The sequence below is a fragment of the Sphingopyxis granuli NBRC 100800 genome (assembly GCF_001591045.1).
Lineage (GTDB): Bacteria > Pseudomonadota > Alphaproteobacteria > Sphingomonadales > Sphingomonadaceae > Sphingopyxis > Sphingopyxis granuli.
Window position 1 is genome coordinate 48,417 of sequence record NZ_BCUA01000009.1, and the last position, 20,291, is coordinate 68,707.

General features: G+C 66.5%; 16 protein-coding genes. 4 read left to right on the top strand and 12 right to left on the bottom strand.

Annotated features, from left to right (window positions below; translation table 11 throughout):
- The first annotated feature begins 98 nt into the window (after positions 1 to 98).
- Entirely contained in the window at positions 99 to 3,191 is a 3,093-nt protein-coding gene (locus SGR02S_RS03980; protein WP_082796945.1) for a CHAT domain-containing protein, read from the top strand.
- Here SGR02S_RS03980 and SGR02S_RS03985 read toward each other — a convergent pair.
- On the bottom strand, positions 3,101 to 4,450 hold the full coding sequence (locus SGR02S_RS03985; protein ID WP_169799632.1) for a sensor histidine kinase: 1,350 nt from the start codon (positions 4,448 to 4,450) through the stop codon (positions 3,101 to 3,103). The genes SGR02S_RS03980 and SGR02S_RS03985 overlap by 91 nt on opposite strands.
- Complete coding sequence (locus SGR02S_RS03990) at positions 4,447 to 5,130, bottom strand: response regulator transcription factor (protein ID WP_067105896.1); 684 nt, start codon at positions 5,128 to 5,130, stop codon at positions 4,447 to 4,449. Before SGR02S_RS03990 ends, SGR02S_RS03985 begins: the two co-directional genes overlap by 4 nt.
- A 77-nt stretch (positions 5,131 to 5,207) precedes the next feature.
- Between SGR02S_RS03990 and SGR02S_RS03995 the strand changes: the two genes are divergently transcribed.
- From SGR02S_RS03995 to SGR02S_RS04005, 3 genes are all read left to right on the top strand, one after another.
- The gene (locus SGR02S_RS03995; protein ID WP_169799633.1) at positions 5,208 to 5,861 is read left to right on the top strand and encodes a hypothetical protein; all 654 of its coding nucleotides are present in this window, start codon (positions 5,208 to 5,210) and stop codon (positions 5,859 to 5,861) included.
- Positions 5,862 to 5,996: 135 nt separating this feature from the next.
- Positions 5,997 to 6,614, top strand: coding sequence for a hypothetical protein (locus tag SGR02S_RS04000; protein ID WP_156482968.1), 618 nt, complete (start codon positions 5,997 to 5,999; stop codon positions 6,612 to 6,614).
- Positions 6,615 to 6,726: 112 nt separating this feature from the next.
- Positions 6,727 to 7,731 carry a hypothetical protein gene (locus SGR02S_RS04005; RefSeq protein ID WP_156482969.1) on the top strand — a complete coding sequence of 335 codons (1,005 nt, stop codon included), beginning with the start codon at positions 6,727 to 6,729 and terminating at the stop codon, positions 7,729 to 7,731.
- 178 nt (positions 7,732 to 7,909) lie between these two features.
- Here SGR02S_RS04005 and SGR02S_RS04010 read toward each other — a convergent pair whose 3' ends face one another.
- The 10 genes from SGR02S_RS04010 to SGR02S_RS04055 form a co-directional block, all read right to left on the bottom strand.
- Entirely contained in the window at positions 7,910 to 10,123 is a 2,214-nt protein-coding gene (locus SGR02S_RS04010; protein WP_067105905.1) for a TonB-dependent receptor, read from the bottom strand.
- Positions 10,124 to 10,167: 44 nt separating this feature from the next.
- Positions 10,168 to 10,347 (bottom strand): hypothetical protein, encoded by a 180-nt coding sequence (locus SGR02S_RS04015; protein WP_067105907.1) that lies wholly within the window; start codon positions 10,345 to 10,347, stop codon positions 10,168 to 10,170.
- Positions 10,344 to 11,510: a PepSY-associated TM helix domain-containing protein gene (locus tag SGR02S_RS04020; protein WP_067105909.1), complete on the bottom strand. Its 1,167-nt coding sequence runs from the start codon at positions 11,508 to 11,510 to the stop codon at positions 10,344 to 10,346. The genes SGR02S_RS04015 and SGR02S_RS04020 overlap by 4 nt, the downstream gene beginning before the upstream one ends.
- Positions 11,511 to 11,668: 158 nt before the next feature.
- Complete coding sequence (locus tag SGR02S_RS04025) at positions 11,669 to 12,589, bottom strand: cation diffusion facilitator family transporter (protein ID WP_067105910.1); 921 nt, start codon at positions 12,587 to 12,589, stop codon at positions 11,669 to 11,671.
- Positions 12,573 to 15,782, bottom strand: a complete 3,210-nt coding sequence (locus SGR02S_RS04030) for an efflux RND transporter permease subunit (protein ID WP_067105912.1) — start codon at positions 15,780 to 15,782, stop codon at positions 12,573 to 12,575. The genes SGR02S_RS04025 and SGR02S_RS04030 overlap by 17 nt, the downstream gene beginning before the upstream one ends.
- Positions 15,783 to 15,785: 3 nt before the next feature.
- Positions 15,786 to 16,934: an efflux RND transporter periplasmic adaptor subunit gene (locus SGR02S_RS04035; protein WP_067105913.1), complete on the bottom strand. Its 1,149-nt coding sequence runs from the start codon at positions 16,932 to 16,934 to the stop codon at positions 15,786 to 15,788.
- Positions 16,935 to 16,938: 4 nt separating this feature from the next.
- Positions 16,939 to 18,210, bottom strand: a complete 1,272-nt coding sequence (locus SGR02S_RS04040) for a TolC family protein (RefSeq protein ID WP_067105915.1) — start codon at positions 18,208 to 18,210, stop codon at positions 16,939 to 16,941.
- Between the two features lie 52 nt (positions 18,211 to 18,262).
- Positions 18,263 to 18,583, bottom strand: coding sequence for a hypothetical protein (locus SGR02S_RS04045; protein ID WP_067105917.1), 321 nt, complete (start codon positions 18,581 to 18,583; stop codon positions 18,263 to 18,265).
- A gap of 11 nt (positions 18,584 to 18,594) precedes the next feature.
- Entirely contained in the window at positions 18,595 to 18,972 is a 378-nt protein-coding gene (locus SGR02S_RS04050) for a DUF3703 domain-containing protein (protein WP_234002600.1), read from the bottom strand.
- 160 nt (positions 18,973 to 19,132) lie between these two features.
- Positions 19,133 to 20,203, bottom strand: coding sequence for an AraC family transcriptional regulator (locus SGR02S_RS04055; RefSeq protein ID WP_067105919.1), 1,071 nt, complete (start codon positions 20,201 to 20,203; stop codon positions 19,133 to 19,135).
- Positions 20,204 to 20,291: the final 88 nt, after the last annotated feature.

Consider the following 20,291-nt stretch of genomic DNA (forward strand, 5'->3'; position numbering starts at 1 on the left):
GCAAAGATCGCAAGCGATTGGTGCGAAAGAATCACTCGATTTTTGCGCAAACCCCCCACATCAAAGGGGCTTGGCGTAAAAGCGGGGTAGGGGTGGCAATGACGGCATGTGGGGGATCGCCGAAGGGCGGATGCACGGGGTCGGCCTTCGCCGTCTTGCCCGCGCTGCTGGGAATCGCGAGCATCGCCTGGGCGACACCGGCGGGCGCCGCGGAGGCGGAAGCGGTGACGGTCGCGCCCAGCGCCGCCTATACCGCCGCCTATGAGGCCGGCGACTTTCGCACCTCGACGCGACTCGCCAAGGCGGAACTCGATGCGTGCCGGGCGCGTGCCGACCTGCCGCCCCGGTCATGCTACCAGCTTTGGAACGAACTGCTCGACAGCGGTCTGTACGCGCAGGACGATGTGCTGGTCGAAGCGGAAGGCCTGGCTTTTCTCGCGGCCGCGGAAGCCACGGACGGGCCGGACAGCGAAGCGATCGCGTCGGCGTCCGGCCTTCTGGCATCGCTGTACCTGCGCCGCGGCCGATATGAAGAGGCGGCGGTGCTTCGCGCCCGGGATATCGCGATCACGCGCAAGCTGTTCGGGTCCGACCACCCCGACCTGGCCGTCAGCCTGGGAAACGAGGGCGTGCTGCTGGATTATATGGGCCGCTACAAGGAGGCGGAGGATCGCTATCGCCAGGCCATCGCCATAGCCGAAAAGGGAGGGGAGGAGAGCGCGCCGCTGTTGGCCGCCCAGTTCAACAATCTGGCCCGCAATCTCGACAATCAGGGCCGGCTGGAGGAATCCGCCGCGCTCTCCGCCCGGGTCATCGAACTCCAGTCGCGCCTCTATCCCGCCACGCATCCCGTGCGCGCGACGACGCTCCTCAATCGCTCTATCGTGCTGCGTCAGCTCAACCGTTTCGACGAGGCGGAATCGCTGTCGCGCGAATCCTATGCCATCTATCTCGAACGGCTGGGTCCCGACAGCCGCGACACGCGCAGGGCCGAACTGGGCCTTGCCAAGACGCTTGCGACGCTTGGGCGCCCCCGCGCGGCCGAGCAATTGTTCCTCAACAACATGCGCTATGCCCGCGAACTGGCGCCGGCGCGCGAGCAACCCTTTACGCTCGTCGCCTACGCCGATTTTCTGGTGAGCGAGGCGCGGCCCGACGAAGCGATCCCGCTGCTGCGCGAGGCGCTGTCGATCCTCGACGCGAGCAGCGGGGAATCGGGCGCCGATCCCGCGCTCATCGCCAAGACCCGGCTGACGATGGCCGAAACGCTGCAGGCGGCCGACCGATTGGAAGAGGCCGAGGCCGAAGCGCGGCAAGCGCTCGCCGGGTTCGTCACCGCAAATGCGCTTCTGCGCCTCGACATCCAGGCGGTGCTGGCGTCCGTTCTGGCCCAGCGCGACAAGAGGGCCGAAGCGATCACCCTCTATCGCACCATCCTGCCCGGATATGAAAAGCTGCTTCCGGCCGCGCATTGTCAGACGCTGAACCTGCGCGCCGGGCTTGCGAAGCTGCTGGCGCGCGACCCCGCGACGCTGCGCGAAGCGCTGACATTGCTGGAAGAGGCCGCCGCGGAATCGCTGACGCGCGAGACGATCGACAGCTTCGGTTCGGCGGACGGGCTGGGCCCGGGCAAGGGTCTGTGCAACATCGCCGAGACCGAGATCGACGTCGTGGCGGCGATGCTCGATGCCGGGCAGATGACCGAAGGCGAGGCCGCGTTGCGCAGCTTCGCCGCGGCACAGCGCGCGCACCGCAGCGCCGCGATCCGCGCGCGCGATCTCGTGCAGGCGACCATCAGCGCGGGGGACGACAGGCTGGCGGGCCTCGAACGCGAGCGTTTCCTGCTCGCGCGGCAGATCGTGAAGGACGAGCGCCATCTGATCCGGGCGCTCCGCGACAACCCCGACGGCACGGAGCATCGCTATACCGCCACCAGCGTCGCCGAGGCCCGCCTCCGCTTCGATGCGCTGAGCCACCGGATCCGCGCCGACTATCCGGACTATGAAGTCGCGCTGCGACCGACCCCGCTGGACGTCGCCGTGCTTCGGCAGGGCATGCAGCGCGATGAAGCGCTGCTCCTGACGCTGCCGACGGTTCGCGCCAACCACATGTGGCTTGTCACGCCGCACGGTATCTGGTGGCGCAGGGCGGGCTTGTCGATGGAACAGTTCGGCGGTGCGATCGCCTCGCTCAATGCGTCGCTGCAGCCCACGTCGGGCGAAATCGTGCGCGGTCAAATGGACGCGCGGGCAACGACGCTGCGTGCCTTCGACCGCGCCGCCGCCGACAGGCTGGGAGAGGATATGTTCGGTCCTTTCGGCGAGCAACTCGCCGAAGTCCGAAGTCTGCGCGTGGTCCAGTCCGGTCCGCTGGCTCATCTGCCGCTATCGCTGTTGCGCTGGAACGGCGACTGGATCGTCGACCGTTTTCGGATCACGCGCCTGCCATCGGTGGCGAGCATCGCCGCCGGCAGCGGACCGGGACTGGCGGCGGGAGGAATCGTGGCCCTCGGTGCCGTGGACTCCGCGGAACCGTCGTTGCCGCCGCTCGCCGGCGCGGAACGCCAACTCGACGATCTGGCGCGCATATTCGGAGCGACGGCGACGGTGCGCAAGGGCGAAGCGGCCACGAAAGGCTGGCTGGCCACGGCGCCGGAGGTCGCATCGGCCGCCGTCATCATTTTCGCGACGCACAGCACCCGCCTTCCCGGCCCCGTTGTCGAACCGGCGCTGCAACTGGCCCCCGAAACGGGGGCGGCGGCGAACGACGGGCTATTGTCGCTGACCGACATCGGCAGCCTGCGCCTCGATCATCCGCTGGTCGTGCTGACCGCCTGCGATACGGCGACCGCGATGCCGGGGGACGCCGACCCCCTCAGCAGCTTCGCCCGGGCCTTCTTCCTGGCGCGCGCGCGCAACCTGCTGGTGAGTCACTGGCCGCTCGACGATGCCGCTGCCTATGTCCAGATGCGCGAATTTTTTTCGCAGGTCGGCGCGGACCCGCGGATCGACCTGGCTGACGCGCTGCGCAAGTCGGCGATCGCATTGCGCGACGATCCCTCCGGCCGCTGGCGCCATCCCCGTTATTGGGCGGCGCTTTCCTATGTTGCCGGCGGTCCCGGAGTTCCCGCGGATTCTGGGGCGAAACGCACCGCAACCGTCAGTCCGCCGTCCTCGCGATCGGCGAAGTGAACCAGCGCATCGTGGCGTTCGGCGATACGCAGCACCAGCGCGAGGCCAAGGCCGGTCCCCGCGACATCCTGCGTGGCCTGGCCCCGTGCAAGCAGCATCCCCGGCGTTTCGGGGAAGTTGGCGAGGCCTTGCCCCTTGTCGGATATTTCCAGCAACGCGCCGTCGGCATCGGCGCGGACGCGCAGGCGAAGCGAACTTCCCGGCGGTGAATATTTGAGGGCGTTATCGACCAGATTCGCCATGAGCCGTTCGATCAGCGCCCGTTCCCCCATGATGAAAGCGGGGTGCAGGCTCCGCTCCAGTTCGATCTCCTTGCTCTCGGCGACCTCGCCGAAGAGTTCGGCGATCTCGGAGGCGACCTCGTGCAGCGGGACGCGTTCGACCTTCAGGTCGCGAATGCGCATCCCGGTAATGAACAGGACGCCGTCGATCATCTGCAGAAGGTCGTCGATCGTCGCGCGCGCCAGCAAAGAGGCGTGGGCCGGGTCGTCCGACCGTGCCTGAATCGCCGTCGCCGCCCTTGCCACCGGTCCGCGCAATTCATGCGCGATCTGTTCGGCGATCAGTTCGTGGTGCCGCAGCTTCTCGCGCAGCAGGTCGAGCAGGGCGTTGACGCGCGCCGACACCCGGCCCAGCGGGTCGCGGCGCCGGTCTTCGATCCGAACGGAACGGCGGCCCTGGCTGAAAGCCGTGAGGGTCGCTTCGATCGCCGCGATTCGCTTCTCGGCCGTGCGGATCGAAAGGAAGGCGAAGATCAGCCCGCCCGCCAGAATGATGACGGTAAAGCCCCCGACGACCTGGATCGTCCGATCGCGCAGCGCGGCGAAACCCTCGATCCGGCGCCCGGTGAAAAGCAGGAAGTGACCGTCGAGCAGCATGACCCGGCCGATCAGGACCGGCGACTCGCCGGCGGCGACGATCGGCTTTTCGGTGGGAACGCGCGGGATGCTCCGGGGCCAATGCTCCATGTTGCCGGCCAGCGTCGCGCCATTTTCAGGATCGACCAGTAAATAGGCCAAACCGCCGCCGGCGCCGCGGGCGCCCCGGTCTTCCAGCACTTCGATCGCGGTGACGACCCCGTCGACGTCGGTCAGCCGCGTCAGCGCCGCGACATCGGCATTCACTTCATTTTCCGCGCTGCGCATCATCTGATCGCGGGTGGTGAGGAGGAAAAGCGCCGCGGCACCCGGCAGGATCGCGAGCAGCGCCAACAGCAGCAAGGCGCGTCGCCACGACCAGCGGGACAGTTGTTCGATCACCCGAGCGCCAGCCTGTAACCGACCCCGGGCACCGTCGCCACGACCTCGAAACCGGTGACTTCCCTTATGTCCTTGCGCAACCGCGATACCCCCGCCTGGATCGGCTGGGCCTGGGTGTCGAGGTTCCTCCATTTGGCCCACACCCGCTGCCACAACGCGTCCTGCGTGACGATGTCGCCGTCCGCCTCGACCAGCATCAGCAGGATGTCGAAGCCTTGCCCCCTCAGGTTGATCCGGCGGTCGAACCAGTGCGCGCACCGAAACTGGCGGCTCAGGTGCAGGGGCCCCGCGTGGACCATGTCGGCGTCGGCCACCGCGATGCGCCGCCGGATCGCGCGAATCCGCGCGCACAGTTCGTCGCCGTCGAAGGGCTTGGCCAGATAGTCGTCCGCGCCTTCGTCCAGTGCGGCGGCGGCGCTGTGCTGGCGGGCGAACTGGGTCAGCATCAGGATCGGTTCGGGCGATTTCTGGCGGCGAAGCTGCGACAGCACGTCCGCCCCCGTCATCGGGGAATTCGCGATGTGCATGTCGAGGATCACGGCATCGAACGCGGCGCGGCCGAGGCCGGCGAGCAGGTCCTCGCCGGTACGAAAGAAGCTGCCTTGCCAGCCGGCGGCGTCGAGTGTCCGGCGAATGCGATCAATCCAGTAGCTTTCATCTTCGAGTATCGCGATATGCATAGGCTGCGCTTTCCCCCCGGATCGTTTCATACTAGGCTAATCCGTCTATGGATGCATTTGACGAATCCCGTCAGGAAATGAAGTGGCGCCGGTCCTCGCGCCGATCCGCGATGGCCTTCGCCGGGCTGGTCGCCGGGGTTCTCGCGACCGGGTTCGCGGGGGCGGAGGAGGCATCGCCCAGCGCCGTCGAGTGGCTGGCGAGGGCCGATGTCGCGCGCGAACAGGCCTATTCCACGTCCGATCCGCAGCAGCGCGCCGAAGCGCTGGTCTCGTCCGCAGAGATGCTGAGCTGGGCGAAAGGACAGGTTTTCCTGCCCGGTGGCGGCGTCGCGCCGATCGATTATGAAAGGCGGTTGGCCGAAGCGCGGCAGGCGGCCGAGAAGGCGGGCGACAGCCGCGACGATCTGCTCGACCGGCTGGCCAGGCTTCCGGGCATCGACCGCGGACGCGAAGGGGGGCGGCAGAAAGTGACCCGGCCGCCCGGCGATCCGGCCTCCGTCAACATCCGCTTCGAAGGCGGCGCGCCCGCGATCGTCTATGCCCGTACGCAATTTCCGGCCCCGCTCCGCCTGCGCGTTCGCGACGAAGCCGGCAATATCCTCTGCAACGAGGAGCGCGCGCGCGGACGCGTTCTGTGCCGCTGGCGTCCGCTCAGCCCGCAGAGCGTCGTCGTCGATACCATCGCGCCCGACGGCGGCAGCGCCGGAGCGATCAGCATCTTCACCAACTGAACCCGCGCCGCCTGACAGATTTTGTCACGTGCGCCGAGGCGCCTTTCCATTGCATCGTGCCGCCGATGAAAGCCGGCGTCCGTCGGCCGGTCCGGACAGGGAGGCGCCGCAATGGGGGTGGAGGATAAAGGAGGATTGCGGGGCGAAACGGACAGGGGTGGCGGGTCCAGCCTGTTCGTACTGGCCGCCTGTGCCTTGCTGCTGGGCGGGGGCTGGTATTGGCTGGAAGGAGGTTCGGACCGAGCCGAACCGGTCGCCGCGCCCGCAGCCCCCGAAGCGAGCCCGGATCAGGATACCCCGCCGGCCATGACGGGCGAGGCCGAAGGCGAAGGCACGCCGGCAGGCGCGTCTTCCGGCAGCGCCTTGTTCGGCGGGCTGGGCGGAACGGACGTCGCCGACAATCCAGCCGAGACCCCGCCGACGCCGTCACCGGCGCCATCCTTGCCGCCGCCCTCCTCGGGCGCCGCGCCGCTGTTCCGCCAGGCGATGGTCGGAAGCTGGTCGCGGGAGAATAGATCCTGCGAAGCCGCGTCGACGATGATCCTCGGCGAAGATGGCACCTTCGTCGTGGGGAACGAGGCGGCGGGCGACTGGAAGCTGCTGGGCAACCGGCTGATCCTGCAAGCCCGGTCGACCAGGAAATCCGAAGGGGACCTGGCCGTGTTCGAGGTGGAGCCATTGGGTAACGGTCGTATCCGCGCGAAAGGCCCCGACGGCACCATCTCTGTGCTGGTGAAATGCCCTGATTTCTAGGGTTCCGGGGGGCGTCGGCGGGGCACCAGCGGCGACAAGCATCCGATATGGCAATGGAACCCCTCGAAAAGCCAGCCTCACTTACGATCAGACAAGAAATGGAGCGGCCTATATGTCCTCGTGTCATTTCCGCATATCGAGAACCGGTATCTTTGGCCTGGCCGTCGTCGCCGTGGCGGCGTGCGGGTCGCAATCCCCTGCACATGACAGCGCAAATGCAGCGACCCTGGCGACACAATCCGCCGCCAATGCGACAGGGGCTCCAGCCGTCGCGGCTGGGGCGTTGCCGATCGAGCAGGGCATCTACGGCAATGTCGAGGGAGGAAGCTGCGCGCGCGCATCGCTGGTCTTCTTCTACGATGGCGCGAATTACGGATATGTCAAACAGGCCGAGCCGGGCGCGAACGGCGCTGGCGCATATTCGGAGGTCAATCCTATCCACCGTGTCGGAGCCCCGTCACGCGACAGCGATTTCTACGATTATTATCGTGGCTACACACTCGTCTGGAATGCGGAGAATGCAGATGGCGACGAGGATATTCTGGGGATAAAAGCGGAAGGCGACGGTCGGTTTTCCAGCATCCAGGTCAGTCAGGGCGGTGCCTCGGGCGGCGAGATGATCTCGGAAGAGGCCTATCGGAAGTGCGCCTTCGCGCAGCTTTCTCCTCAGATGCAGGCGACGATCCGCGCCGAGCGGCCGCAACTGGCCGGCGCCGCAACCGGACAGGCGAGCACCGCGTCGCATATCCAGGGTTCCATTGAATTTCCTCCGATGGAGAAGGGATATTACGCCATCCAAACGAGCTGCGCGGCGGCGGTCGCAGACCCCTATCTGACGTTGATGTATATCGACGAGAAGCGCCAGAGCGCCGCCGATGGCAGTACGGAAACCCTTGGCTTCAGGAGTTTGGGTCACGGTCGCTACGAGCGAAGCTATCGCGCGGTCGATCCCAGCGGAAAATCCTACACGGACAGTCAGGTAATGGCGGTCAGGAGCCGCACCAGTTTCACCGTCGAATATGATGACGGCGAACATGTCACGCACACATATTGCCCAACCACCCAGATTCCGCGAGCCGAACGAATGGAATGGGGGGATCTTGTCCTCAATAGATGATCGCTAGCGCAGGCGGTGCCTGCCTTGTCCTCCTACCGCAGTGACATAAGCTCGCGGCGCGTCAGCTTTCCACGAATTCTCGCCAAAGGGCGCCAGTCAGCAGCCTGGCGAACGAAAGGCTCCGCCAGCCCGGCTCTTCACTTGCATGCCCTACGGCGCCCGGGCGGACGGATGCTTCCTAGAATTCGATCGAGGCCGACGCCTTGAAGGTGCGCGGGCCACCCTGCAGCAGCCGCGAGCCGAAGGCGCTGAAGGCGTTGTAGGCAGAAGCCCAGTAGCGCTTGTTCGCGACATTATCGACGTTGAAGCGCAAGGTCAGCGGGGTGTCGCCGACCAGCGCGACATAACGCGCGCCGAGGTCGAAGCGGGTCCAGTCGTTCAGTTCGAGCGTGTTGGCCGCATCGGCCGCCTGTTTGCCGGTATAAACGACGCGGCCGACCAGCGTCAGCGCGGGCAGGAAGGGCAAATCCCATTCGACGTTGGCATTCGCCAGCACGTCCGGCACGCCGACCGCGTCATTGCCCTCGTTCAGCCCACCCTCGGTCCGGCGCAGCTTGGCGTCGTTGAAGGTCAGTCCCGAGATGATCCGCAGACCGTCGACCGGCTCGCCGTCGAGCGTGATCTCGATGCCGCGGTTCCGCTGGGTGCCGTAATTGCCATAGATCAGCGTGGCGGGATCGACGAAGCTGTTGGGCTTGTCGATCTGGAACAGCGCGAGACCGGCATTGAAGCGGCCGAAGTTCAGCTTGCCGCCGACCTCATATTGTTTCGACCTGACCGGCGGCAGCGCCGCGCCGCCGTTGACGACGGGCAGGGGGGCCGTGCCTGGCAGGCCATCGTCGTCATAGGTCGGCGGCGCGCTCGAACCTGCCACCAGCCCCTCGATCCGGTTGGCGTAGAGGGATACGCCGGACACCGGCTTGACGACGAGGCCGAGGACCGGGGTTACGGCCGATTCCTTGTAGCCGCTGGTTTGGTCGCCTGCATTGAAAGATACCGGATCGAAGATGGTGCTGTCGTTATACGCATAGCCCTTCGTCTTGATCTCCTGCAGGCGCAGGCCGCCGGTGATCAGGATGCGGTCGTCCCAGAGGCCGAGCGTGTTCGAGACGAAGACGCTCGACAGGCGGCTGCGGGCGATCGGAAACACATTGTCGAGATCGCCGCCGACGAACTGGTTGGGCGCCGGTCGCGGCGCGACGACGGGATCGTAAAGGTTGGTGGCATAGCCGACGAGGTCGAAATCATAGGCGTTGCGGTTGACCTGCCAGTTCACCGCGACGCCGGCGTTGATTTCGTGACTGACGCCGCCGCCGGCCAGCTTGATCCGGATTCCCGCGGTGGCCGCTTCATTATTGTCCTCCCGCGGCACATAGGAGCCGCTGCCGGTGGCGGCGCCGGTCACCGGATCGGTGACGGTGATGCCGGCGGTGGTCTGGTCCTCGCGGCCGTCGCGTGCGCCGACCTTGGCATAGAGCATCGCCGCGTCGGACAGGTCGTATTCGAGGCTGAAGGTGCCGAAGAAGTCCTTGGTCAGGATCTGGCTCCACGGCTGCGAATAATTGGTGTCGGCATCGGGCACGCGCGGGATGGCCGCGCCGATGCTGACCTGCCCGCGCCAATATGTCTGGTTCAGCCGCTGATAGTTGAGATTCAAGGCGGCGCGCAGCGGGCCGCTGTCGTAATCGAGCGTCGCGCCCAGGACATAGCTCGAATGAAACTCATCGTTGACCGCGATGTCGCCGCGGCGCGCCGAGGCGTTGATGCGAAAACCCCATTCGTCGCCCGCGCCGAAACGGCGCGCCACGTCGACCGCGCCCGACAGGTGCGCGTCGGAAGTATAGCCGAGCGTCGCGCGCGCCATGTCGCGTTCGGCCTTTTTCGCGATCAGGTTGACGCTGCCGCCGGTTCCGCTGCCGCCCGGCGCGGCGCCGTTCAGGAAGGCGCTCGCGCCGTTGATGACCTCGACCGACGAGAACAGTTCGGGCGCGACGAGCTGGCGCGGCGTGATGCCGTAGAGGCCATCGAAGCCGACGTCGTCCGACGACAGGTCGAAGCCGCGGATGACGAAGACCTCGCCGGCGATGCCGAAGCCCAGTGCGGTGCGGATCGTCGGGTCGTTTTCCAGCACTTCGCCCAGCGAGTCTGGCTGCTGGTTGAGAATCAGCGCCTCGTTGTAGCTGCGGATGTTGAACGGAATATCCTCGGCGGCCTTGGTGCCGAACACGCCGACATTGCCGCCGGCGGTAACCTTCGTCTGGTTGTTGCGCTGCGCGGTGACGACGATGTCGTCGCTGCCGGCCGCGTTCTGCGCGATGGCAGGCGCCGCGATCGCGAGCATCGATGCCCCGGCGGTCAGGCCGATCATGCCGCGAAGCGAGAGACTGGACATGTTATTCCCCTTTTTTGATGCGGCTTCACGCCGCGGGTCGGATGTCAGGTGCGGCGGAACGTCATGGCCCAGCCGACGGCGAAAACGGGTATGGCGAGTGCGGCCCAAGAAGCGGCGTCGCGAAGCCCGTCGCCGGTCAGCGCGACGACGAGGCCCGCGATGCTGACGAGCGCAACGAGAAGCGGTGCTGCGAAGATCGCGGCGAGGCCATGTTTCTTCCTCATTCGGCAGGCACCAGCGTGCCGCCGCTCTCGACCTCGCGAACGAGCGCGTCGGTGCCGCTGCGGCGTTTTCCGAGCCAGAGATAGAGGCCCGAACCGAGGACGATCATCGTGAAGAGGGTGAGGATCGCCCACAGGATCTTGAGCGGCAGCCCGCCATAATCGCCAAAATGGAGCGGCTGCGACAGCGCGAGCGCCTTGGTGTACCAGGGCATCGGCCGTGCGTCGGTGAACTCCCCGGTCTCGGCGTCGATCAGCGCCGAGGTGAGCAGGCGCTCGGTCAGCGGCGTGTCGCCCTGGAAGAAGACGGCATAATGATGCCGACTGCTGAAATTGCCGCCGGGGAAGGCGATGAACTGCGGATTGTTGCCGGGGATCGCCTTGCGCGCCGCGGCCATTGCCTTGTCGATCGAGCCGTAACGCGATGGCGGCACCGCGCCCTTGCCGGCATAGGCCTTCGTCATCTCGGCGAGCTCGGTTGTCTGCCAATATTGGAAGATCGGGGTCGCGAGCGCGTTGATCACCCCGGTTGCGCCGACGACACTCATCCACGCGAGCGCGACGATGCCGAGGAGGTTGTGATAGTCGAGCCATTTGACGCGGGCGCTGCGCGACGTGCGTAGCGTCCCGAAGTCGAGCTTCTTCATGAAGGGCGCATAGAGCACGACGCCGGAGACGATCGCGACCACGAACAGCAGCCCCATGAATCCGAGGAACAGCATGCCGGGCAGACCGAGGAACATGTCGGTATGGAGTTGGAGCAGGAAGTGCATCACCCCGTCCTCGTCGACCGCGCCCGTCCGCTCGCCGGTCGATCGATCGAAGAGCTGGATTGTCATATCCTGGGCAGGGGAGTCGGGGCGCGGCGCGGTGGTGATCGTCAGCGACGGCTGATCGTTGTCGAACGCCATGAAGACCGGGACTTCGCCCGGCCGGGCGGCAAGCGCCTTCGCCAGCATTTCGTCGAGCGGCCTGAGGCCCGGCGCTTCGCGCGACGAGCCGACGCCGGGCATGCCATAGGCCGGGGGGCCTTCGGTCAGCGCGTCGATTTCGTCGTGGAAGATCAGCGGCAGGCCGGTCGTGCACAGCATCAGCAGAAAAGCCGTGCAGACGATGCTCGTCCACTTATGGATGAGAAACCAGGTCCGGACGGTCGATCGCTGCACGGAACGCTCTATTCGCGATATTGAAAAGGATTATCAATAGCAGCCATTAGGTGCCTGCTTGACGGCATGCAAGCGGTTTCGCGCCGTGGGCGGAGCAAGCCAAAGCTCGAGGCAGCGCGCGCGTTACGGTATCGTCCGCATAACGGCGTCTGTTTTCATTAAGGATGCACGGGTTCCAGGCACTGCCCGGCATCGGATTCCATCTGGATGGTTGCATGCGAAATACCGAACTCGTCATGGAGCATCTCGGATATCGCTCGCCGCACGGTTTCGGGATCACTGCCGGGCTGGAAGACAGCATGCGCCGTCAGGCTCATGTCGCTTCCCGCAATCGACCAGAGATGGAGGTCGTGCACCTCCATGACCCCGGCGACCTTGGCCATGCTCGCCCGAACCGATCCAAGATCGACGCCGCGCGGCACGCCTTGCAGCAGGATGTTCGTCGTGTCGCGCAGCAATATCCAGGTCCGCGGCAGCACCCACAGGCCGATCGCGATCGCGACGATCGGGTCGACCCAGCTCCAGCCGGTAAAATAGATCAGCGCCGCGGCGGCGATCACGCCGAGCGAGCCGAGCATGTCCGCCCACACCTCCAGATAGGCGCCCTTGACGTTGAGGCTTTCGTCCTTCCCGCCTGCGAGCACGCGCATCGCGATGAGGTTGATGACGAGCCCGGCCACGGCGACCGCGAGCATGCCGAGCGACTGCACCTCCTGCGGTTCGACGAACCTCCTGATCCCTTCATAGAGGACATAGGCGGCGACCGCGAAGAGGAGCAGCGCGTTGAACGCCGCGGCAAGGATTTCAAAACGGCGGTAGCCATAGGTGCGCCTGTCGTCGGCGGGCCGCCGCCCGATACGGATCGCCGCAAGCGCGATCGCGAGCGCTGCCGCATCAGTGAACATATGTGCGGCATCGGACAGGAGGGCGAGGCTGTTGAACAGCCACGCCCCCACCAGTTCCGCGATCAGGAAGGTGCCGGTCAGCGCCAGCGCGATCGTCAGGCTGCGGGCGTTGGCCCCGGCCGTATGATCGTGCCCGGCGTGATCGCCCTCGTCATGGCTATGCGAATGCGCCATCTTCGATCCTTTCCTCTGACTTCGCCCGCTCTCCCCCATAACGCGCATAGAGGGTCGGAAGCACGAAAAGGGTGAGCAGGGTCGCCGAGATCAACCCGCCGATCACCACCGTCGCCAGTGGCTTCTGGACTTCGGCGCCCGCGCCCGTCGCAAGCGCCATCGGCACGAAACCGAGGCTGGCGACGAGTGCGGTCATCACGACCGGCCGCAGGCGTTGCAGCGCCCCCAGGCGCGCGGCTTCGGCGCGCGCGACGCCGCTGCGCATCAGATCCTGGATCGAGGACACCATCACGAGACCATTGAGGACGGCGATCCCGGACAGCGCGATGAAACCGACGGCTGCCGAAATCGAGAAGTCCATCCCGCGCAGGAACAGCGCCAGCACGCCGCCGATCAGCGCCAGCGGAACCCCCGTGAACACGATCGCCGCGTCGCGCGGCGAACGAAGCGCGCCATAGAGCAGCAACAGGATCAGCACGAAGCACGCCGGAATGACGAGTTGGAGCCGGTCACGCGCAGAGGCCAGATTCTCGAACTGACCACCCCATTCGAGATAGCTGCCGGCCGGCAGGCGAACATCCTTGGCAATCGCCGCTTTTGCATCGGCCACGACGTCCGAGATCGCGCGCCCGCGGACATTGGCCTGCACCACGACGCGGCGCTTGCCGTTTTCGCGGCTGATCTGGTTCGGCCCGTCGACGATAGTGATATCGGCGACGCTGGCGAGCGGGACGAAGGCGCCGCCAGCGACCGGAACCTGTATCTGTTCAAGCACCGACAAGTCCGAACGCTGCGTATCCGAGAGGCGCACGACGACCGGGAAGCGGCGGTCGCCCTCGAAGATCGTGCCGGCCTGACGTCCGCCGATCGTCGCGGTCACGACATCGTGCACGTCCTGCGCGGTGACGCCAAGCCGCGCCATCGCGTCGCGGTTGGCGCGGATGTCAAGCATCGAAAGACCCTCGGTTTCCTCGACGCGAACATCGGTGGCTCCTTCCGTGGTGCGCAGGATCGCGGCGATTTCCCGCGCGGTCGCATTCATTGCGTCGAAATCGTCGCCGAATATCTTGACCGCCACGTCGCCGCGCACCCCGGCGATGAGTTCGTTGAAGCGCATCTGGATCGGTTGCGTGATTTCGTAGGCATTGCCCGGAAACTTGTTCAGTTCCTTCTCCAGCCGCTCGACGAGATCGGCCTTGGCGAGGTTTGGGTCGGGCCATTCCTTCCGCGGTTTCAGGATGACGAAATTGTCGGTGGCGTTGGGCGGCATCGGATCGGACGCGAGGTCTGCGGTGCCGGTCTTCGAAAACACGATCGCGACCTCGGGCTGTTTCGACAGCATGCGCTCGATCGGCAGCTGCATCGCCTGGCTCTGCTCGACCGAGGTCGAGGGAACGCGGAAGGCCTGGATCATCAGATCGCCTTCGTCGAGCTGCGGCAGGAACACCTGCCCGAGCGAGAGGAAAGCGATGATCGCGACAACGAACCCGCCGATTCCGGCGCCGATGGTCAGCTTCGGCCTGGCCATCGCCCGGTCGAGGCCGGGTTCGTACCGCTGCTTGAGCCAGGTCATGATCCGCCCCTCCTTCTCCTCGACCCGCTTCGAAAGCCAGATCGCGATCGCGGCGGGCACGAAGGTGAGCGAGAGGATGAAGGCGAAGCCGAGCGCGATGATGACGGTCAGCGCCATCGGGATGAAGGTCTTGCCCTCGACCCCGCTCAGCGTCAGCAGCGGCACGTAGACGAGGATGATGATGGCCTGGCCATAGACCGATGGCCGCACCATCTCTCGCGCTGCCGCGGCAACGGTCGCCAGCCGCTCCTCGATCGTCAGGATGCGGCCGTGCCGGTGCTGGAGGTCGGCCATGCGCCGCAGCGCATTTTCGACGATGATCACCGCACCGTCGACGATCAGGCCGAAGTCGAGCGCGCCGAGGCTCATCAGGTTCGCCGAAACGCCCGCCTGCAGCATGCCGAAGCTGGTCAGCAGCATCGTCACCGGAATGACGAGCGCGGCGATCAGCGCCGCCCGGAAATTGCCGAGCAGCAGGAACAGGACGACGATGACGAGCAGCGCGCCTTCGGTCAGGTTCTTGCCGACCGTCCAGATCGTCGCATTGACGAGCTTGGTGCGGTCGAGCACCGGCTCGACGATGACATCGGGTGGGAGCGAGGCGTTGATGCCCGCGAGCCGGTCGGCGACCGCCGTCGCGACCGTGCGGCTGTTCTCGCCGATCCGCATGATCGCGGTGCCGACGACGACCTCCGTGCCCGCTTCGGACGCCGAGCCCATCCGGACGGCCTGCCCGGTGCGGACGCTCGCAACCTGATCGAGCGTGATCGGAACCCCCGCCCGCGTCGCGACGACGGTGCGTGAAAGCTCGGCGGCGTCGCGGATGAGGGCATCGGAGCGGACCGCAAGCCCTTCGCCGTTGCGCTCGACCACGCCGCCGCCGACGGCGGTATTGTTGCGCTCGAGCGCTTCGGCGAGGTCGGCGAGACCGAGGCCGAGCGCGGCGAGCCGCTGCACGTCGGGGACGACCATATATTGCTTCGAATAACCGCCGATTGCATCGATCCCGGCAACCCCGGGAACGGTGCGCAGAAGCGGGGTGACGATCCAGTCCTGCGCGGTGCGCAGATAGGTCGCCTTGTCGGCTTCGGTGACGAGCCGCTCGCCTTCGGGCGTCATGTAACTGCCGTCGGGCTGAAGGCCGGGTTCGCCGGGTTTGTGAACGTCGTCCTTGCGATGCGCAAGCCGTACCGTCCACATATAGACCTCGCCGAGCCCGGTCGCGATCGGCCCCATTTCGGGGCGGACGCCGTCCGGCATCGTCTCGGCGGCTTCGTTCAACCGTTCGCCGACCTGTTGCCGCGCGAAATAGATATCGGTCCTGTCGGTAAAGACGGCCGTTACCTGCGCAAATCCGTTGCGGCTCAGCGAGCGGGTATATTCGAGGCCGGGAATCCCCGCGAGCGCGGTCTCGATCGGGAAAGCGACTTGCTTCTCGATCAGTTCGGGCGAGAGCGCCGGCGCGCGGACATTGATCTGGATCTGATTGTTGGTGATGTCGGGAACCGCGTCGATCGGCAGGCGCGAGAGCGCAAAGGCGCCGATAATGGCGGAAATGGCGGTGAGCAGGACGACAAGCCAGCGCTTGTCGACCGCCCAGGTGACGGTGCGGGCGATCATGGCTCAGTCCTCATGCCCTGCTTCGCCCTTGCCGATCTCGGCCTTGAGCGCGAAGCTGTTGGTGATTGCGATCTCTTCGCTGCCCCTGAGGCCGGATCGCACGATGACATTCGGGCCGGCACGGTCGCCGGGAACGATCGGGACCGCCCTGAATCCTTCCTTGGTGCGGACGAACACGACGCTCCTGCCATCGACTGTCTGGATCGCGGTGGAGGGAACGCTGATCGACGTATCGCCGCCATCGCCCGCGAGCGCGATCGAAGCGGTGACCGCTTCGCCGACACGCCATTGCCCGGCCCGGTTGTCGAGGATCGCGATGGCGGGCACGAGGCGCGTCGCCGGATCGAGCGCGGGCGAGACGAAGCCGATCTTGCCCGTCGCCCGCCGTCCCGGCGCGCTGACTGTGACGACGGCGCCGGGCTGAATGCGTCCGGCGTCGGCGGGTTGCAGGTTCAGCGCGAGCGACACGCTCGACAGATCGGCGATGCGGTAGAGTTCGGCGTCCGCCGCGACCGTCTGGCCGAGCACGACGCTGCGCGAAATGATCTGTCCCGAAACCGGCGCCGCAATCGCAATGCGATTGAGCTGGCCGCCGCCGCCGCCGGCCGCCGCCACCTGTTGCTGCGCGAGCCGATAGGCGATGCGCGCTTCGGTTGCCGCCGTCCGCGCCGCGATGACATCCTGCTCGGGCGAGACGCGCTGCGCGAACAGCCGCTCCTCGCGCGCGAGGTTGGAGTCGGCGAGCGCAAGTCGCGCGCGCGCCGCCTGCACCTCGCCCTGAAGCTGTGCCGCCTCGCGGCTCTCGATGATCGCGAGCGTCTGCCCGCGGCCGACGCTCTGGCCGAGATTGCGATTGAGCGCGACGACGCGACCGCCGATTGCCGCCGACACCGCCTGCGTTCCCTGCGGATCGCCTTCGATCGTCGCGGGAAGCTGGAGCTCGCCTGAGCTGCCGACGGCCGGCCGGCCGAGCGTAATGCCTGCGATCCGGATCTGCTCTGCGGTGAGCGCGATATGGCCTTCCTCGGCGTGGCCGCCTTCTGTCTCGCCATGTTCGTCGGCGGGCTTGGCGTTCTCGCTGCCGCTGCACGCTGTGAGCAAGAGTGGCACCAGCGCGGCGGAGAGCAGCTTTCGGTTGATGGTGATATTCATGGGTTCAATTCCCTTCGATGGGCGCGGGAGCGGTGAGGCGCTCCAACCGGGCCCTGGCGAGTTGATAGGAGGCGAGCGCTTCGATCGAAGCCGATCTCGTTTCGATCAGCGTCCGTTCGGCATCGAGCAATTCGAGCTGTCCGAACTTGCCCTCGCGGTATCCGATGCGTGCTATCCGCGCGGCCTCGATCGCCGCCGAGAGCGCCGGGCCGCTGGCAACCCGCGCTGCGGCCGCCGCATTGTGCACTTCGACCTCGGCGTCGCCGATCTGCTGCTCGACGTCGAGCGCGGTCATGCGGCGCTGCGCATCGGCACGGCGCCGTCTGGCGCTGGCCTGGTCGACCGCGGCGCGTCCATGGTTGAACAGCGGCAGCGGCATCGAGATGCTGAAGACCGCCGCGACGTCGTTGGTCGCCTCGATCCGGCGGACCCCCGGCCCGACGGCCAGGTCAGGCGCGCGCTGCGATCTTGCGAGTTGCACGCCCGCGTCTGCTGTCGCGAGTTCGGCTTCGGCCGCGGCGAGCGCGAGCGTGCCCGCCGAGGAAGCGGGGCGCGGCGGACCCACCGTTCCGCTTGTCGGCCCGCCGAGAATGCTGACGTCGAGTGGCCCGGTGATCGGACGTCCGACCCGCCGCGCGAGATTGGCGCGCGCAGCGTCCGCGAGACGCCGTGTCCTGTCGACATCGACTTCGGCGTTGAGGCGCGCGACTTCGGCGCGTTCCTGTTCGAGCGGCGAGGCGCGACCCGCTTGCACGCGAACGGTCGCGGCACGCGCCGTATCGCTGGCGATCCGGAACTGGTCCTCGGCGATCGCGAACCGGATCCTGGCTGCCGTGGCCTGAATATAGAGTTCGGTGACCTGCAGCCTGATATCGGCCTGTACGATCGTCCGGGCGAGGATCGCGCGGCGTGCCTCGGCATCGGCCACTGCGATCCGTGCTCGTCGCTTGCCGCCGAGTTCGAGCGGAATGGCGAGACTGGCGGTGACGTCGGCGCCGTTGACCCCGCTATAGGGGCCCGTGCCGACGAAATTCTCGACCTCGACCAGCAGCGCGGGATTGGGCCTGAGGCCTGCAACCCGGCGTCCGGCCTCGGCCGAATCGACCTCCGCCGTCGCGGCTTCCGCTGCCGGAGCGCTGCCGGTCGCAAGCGCGATGGCATCGTCGAGCGTCAGCAACGGCTCCGATATTGGCCGGCTCACGACGCCGGCCTGCTGTGCATGCGCGATTGCGACGCACGATGTGGCTGCCACCAGGGCAGCAACGAACCTGAACATAAGATCCATCCTCAATTGATCCGGGGATCGCCGCACGACGCGGCGAGCGCGCTCAGATCGCGAGAGGTGGATCGAGAAGGGGAGGCAGGGTGCGTGAGGGAAGCTGCGTGACGCCGGCCGCGAACAGCGGCGCGCGCGCGAATGTCCATGGGATATCGGATGCAGACCGCAAGTCGGGCGCGACGGGACAATGATGGTGGCCGCCATGCACCAGCTTCGACGCCGGCTCCTGACTGTCCCGGTCGCCGTCATCGACCGAGAGATGGAAGGCGGCATCATCGGCCGTGGCATGCGCCGACGCGGGTTCGGCCAGATGCATGCTGCAAAGCAGCACCCCGATGATCATCAGCAGTCGCATCATCGCACCCGGCATGACTGCTTCCCTTATCGGCCCGAAGCCATTTTGTCGCGCTGCGAAATCAGCGCTTCGAGGTCGGATGGGATCGGCATCGGCTTGAAGGCGCTGATCCGGGCCCGGCCCGTATTGCCGACCGGCAGGCGCCCCGTGAGCGAGCCGAGCGGCACGAGCGCGAGACGGAACAACTGCCCGGCGGCCTCGCGTCCATCGCCTAGCGCGAGCGCGTAGCCGAGCATGCGCCAGTGCGAAGCGAGGTGAAGCGCGAAAAAGGACTGCGCGACGACATGCGCACGTTCGAGCGCGATCCAGGCGGAACGGCCATCACCGGCAGTGCGCGCGGCGCGATAGCGATCAAGCTCGCCCGCGATCAGCTTCCTCGCCTGCTTCCGATCGATCGTGTCCACGAAATCTCCCTTGGTCGATTCGCGCCTTTATGCGCCCTGTAGCGGCTACAGGGTCAAGCCTTTGGGTCGAAATTCCACTCTGGGCTGGGAACCGACTGGGGGCAGCCGGTTCTGCGCGCGGTCCGAATTCATCCCGATCGCAGCGGTCGGCGCCCCCGCATCACCCCGCACGGATTTCGCCGATGGTCTTGCCGGTCCACCGGCGGATCGCGCGGCGCAGGTTCGCGCTGTCGCTGAAACCCACTTTCCAGGCCACGTCGTCGACGCTCATGCGGGTCGTCTGCAGATATTCGATGGCCAGCTTGCGGCGCACGTCGTCGACGATCTCGCCATAGCTGGTGTCCTCGGCCGCGAGGCGGCGGCGAAGCGTGCGCTCCTGCAGGCCGAGCTGGTCCGCGATCGCCGTCATCGACGGAAAGTGGTTCGGGGTGAGCAGCAGCAGTTGATAGACCTCGCCCGACAGGCCCGACGACATCCGCGACTGCCCGATCAGCCGGTCGCATGTTTCCTCGAGCATCGTCCTCGTGAGGCGATTGCCCAGTTCCGGCGTCTGCTCGAGGATGCCGATCGGATAGTGAAGCTCGTTCGCCTCCTGTGCGTACAGGCAGGGGCAGGACAATTCGCGCTCGTCCTCCGCCGAATGGGCATCTTCGGCGAGCGCGAACAGCGCGCGGACCGGCAGATTGTCCGACCCCGCCGTGTCGTGGATGTGCGTGTACGTCATCTTCATCTGCTGGCGGACGAGGAAGGTGCGCACGTCGCTGCTCATTACGTCGCGATAGATTTCGTGAAACTGCCAGATCGCGAACTCCCCCTCGATCCGCCAGCCGAGGCGCACGGTGGGGGTGGCGAGCGGCTGATACCGCACCGCGAAATCGAAGAAGTCGCGCATCGTCGGTGAGCACATCAGCGCATAGCCGTACATGCCATAGGCCGACAGGTGGAGGCGCGAACCGATCGCGAACGCATCGCTGAACTGGGCGCCGGCGGACACGATGTTCTGGCAGGCGATCAGATATTGGCCGATCGACGTCAGCGTATGGGGATTGCGCACTTCGGCGAGCGTCAGGCCGGTGCGGTCGAGCACGGTCTCCGGCGCGATGCCGCGGCCCGCCACCGTGTCGATCACGGTCGCCAGCTTGAAAGGCGCGAAGATGCGTTGATTCAGCGAGGGGAAGCCGGCGCGCCCATTGCCGTTCGCGAGTGCGCCCGGACCATCATCGACAGGCATATCGTTCCCCCAAATAGCGCGTGTCCGCCAAAGACACAGCGATGTCCGCTAATGCTCTTACAAACCGCTCTGGCAAATCATAAGCACG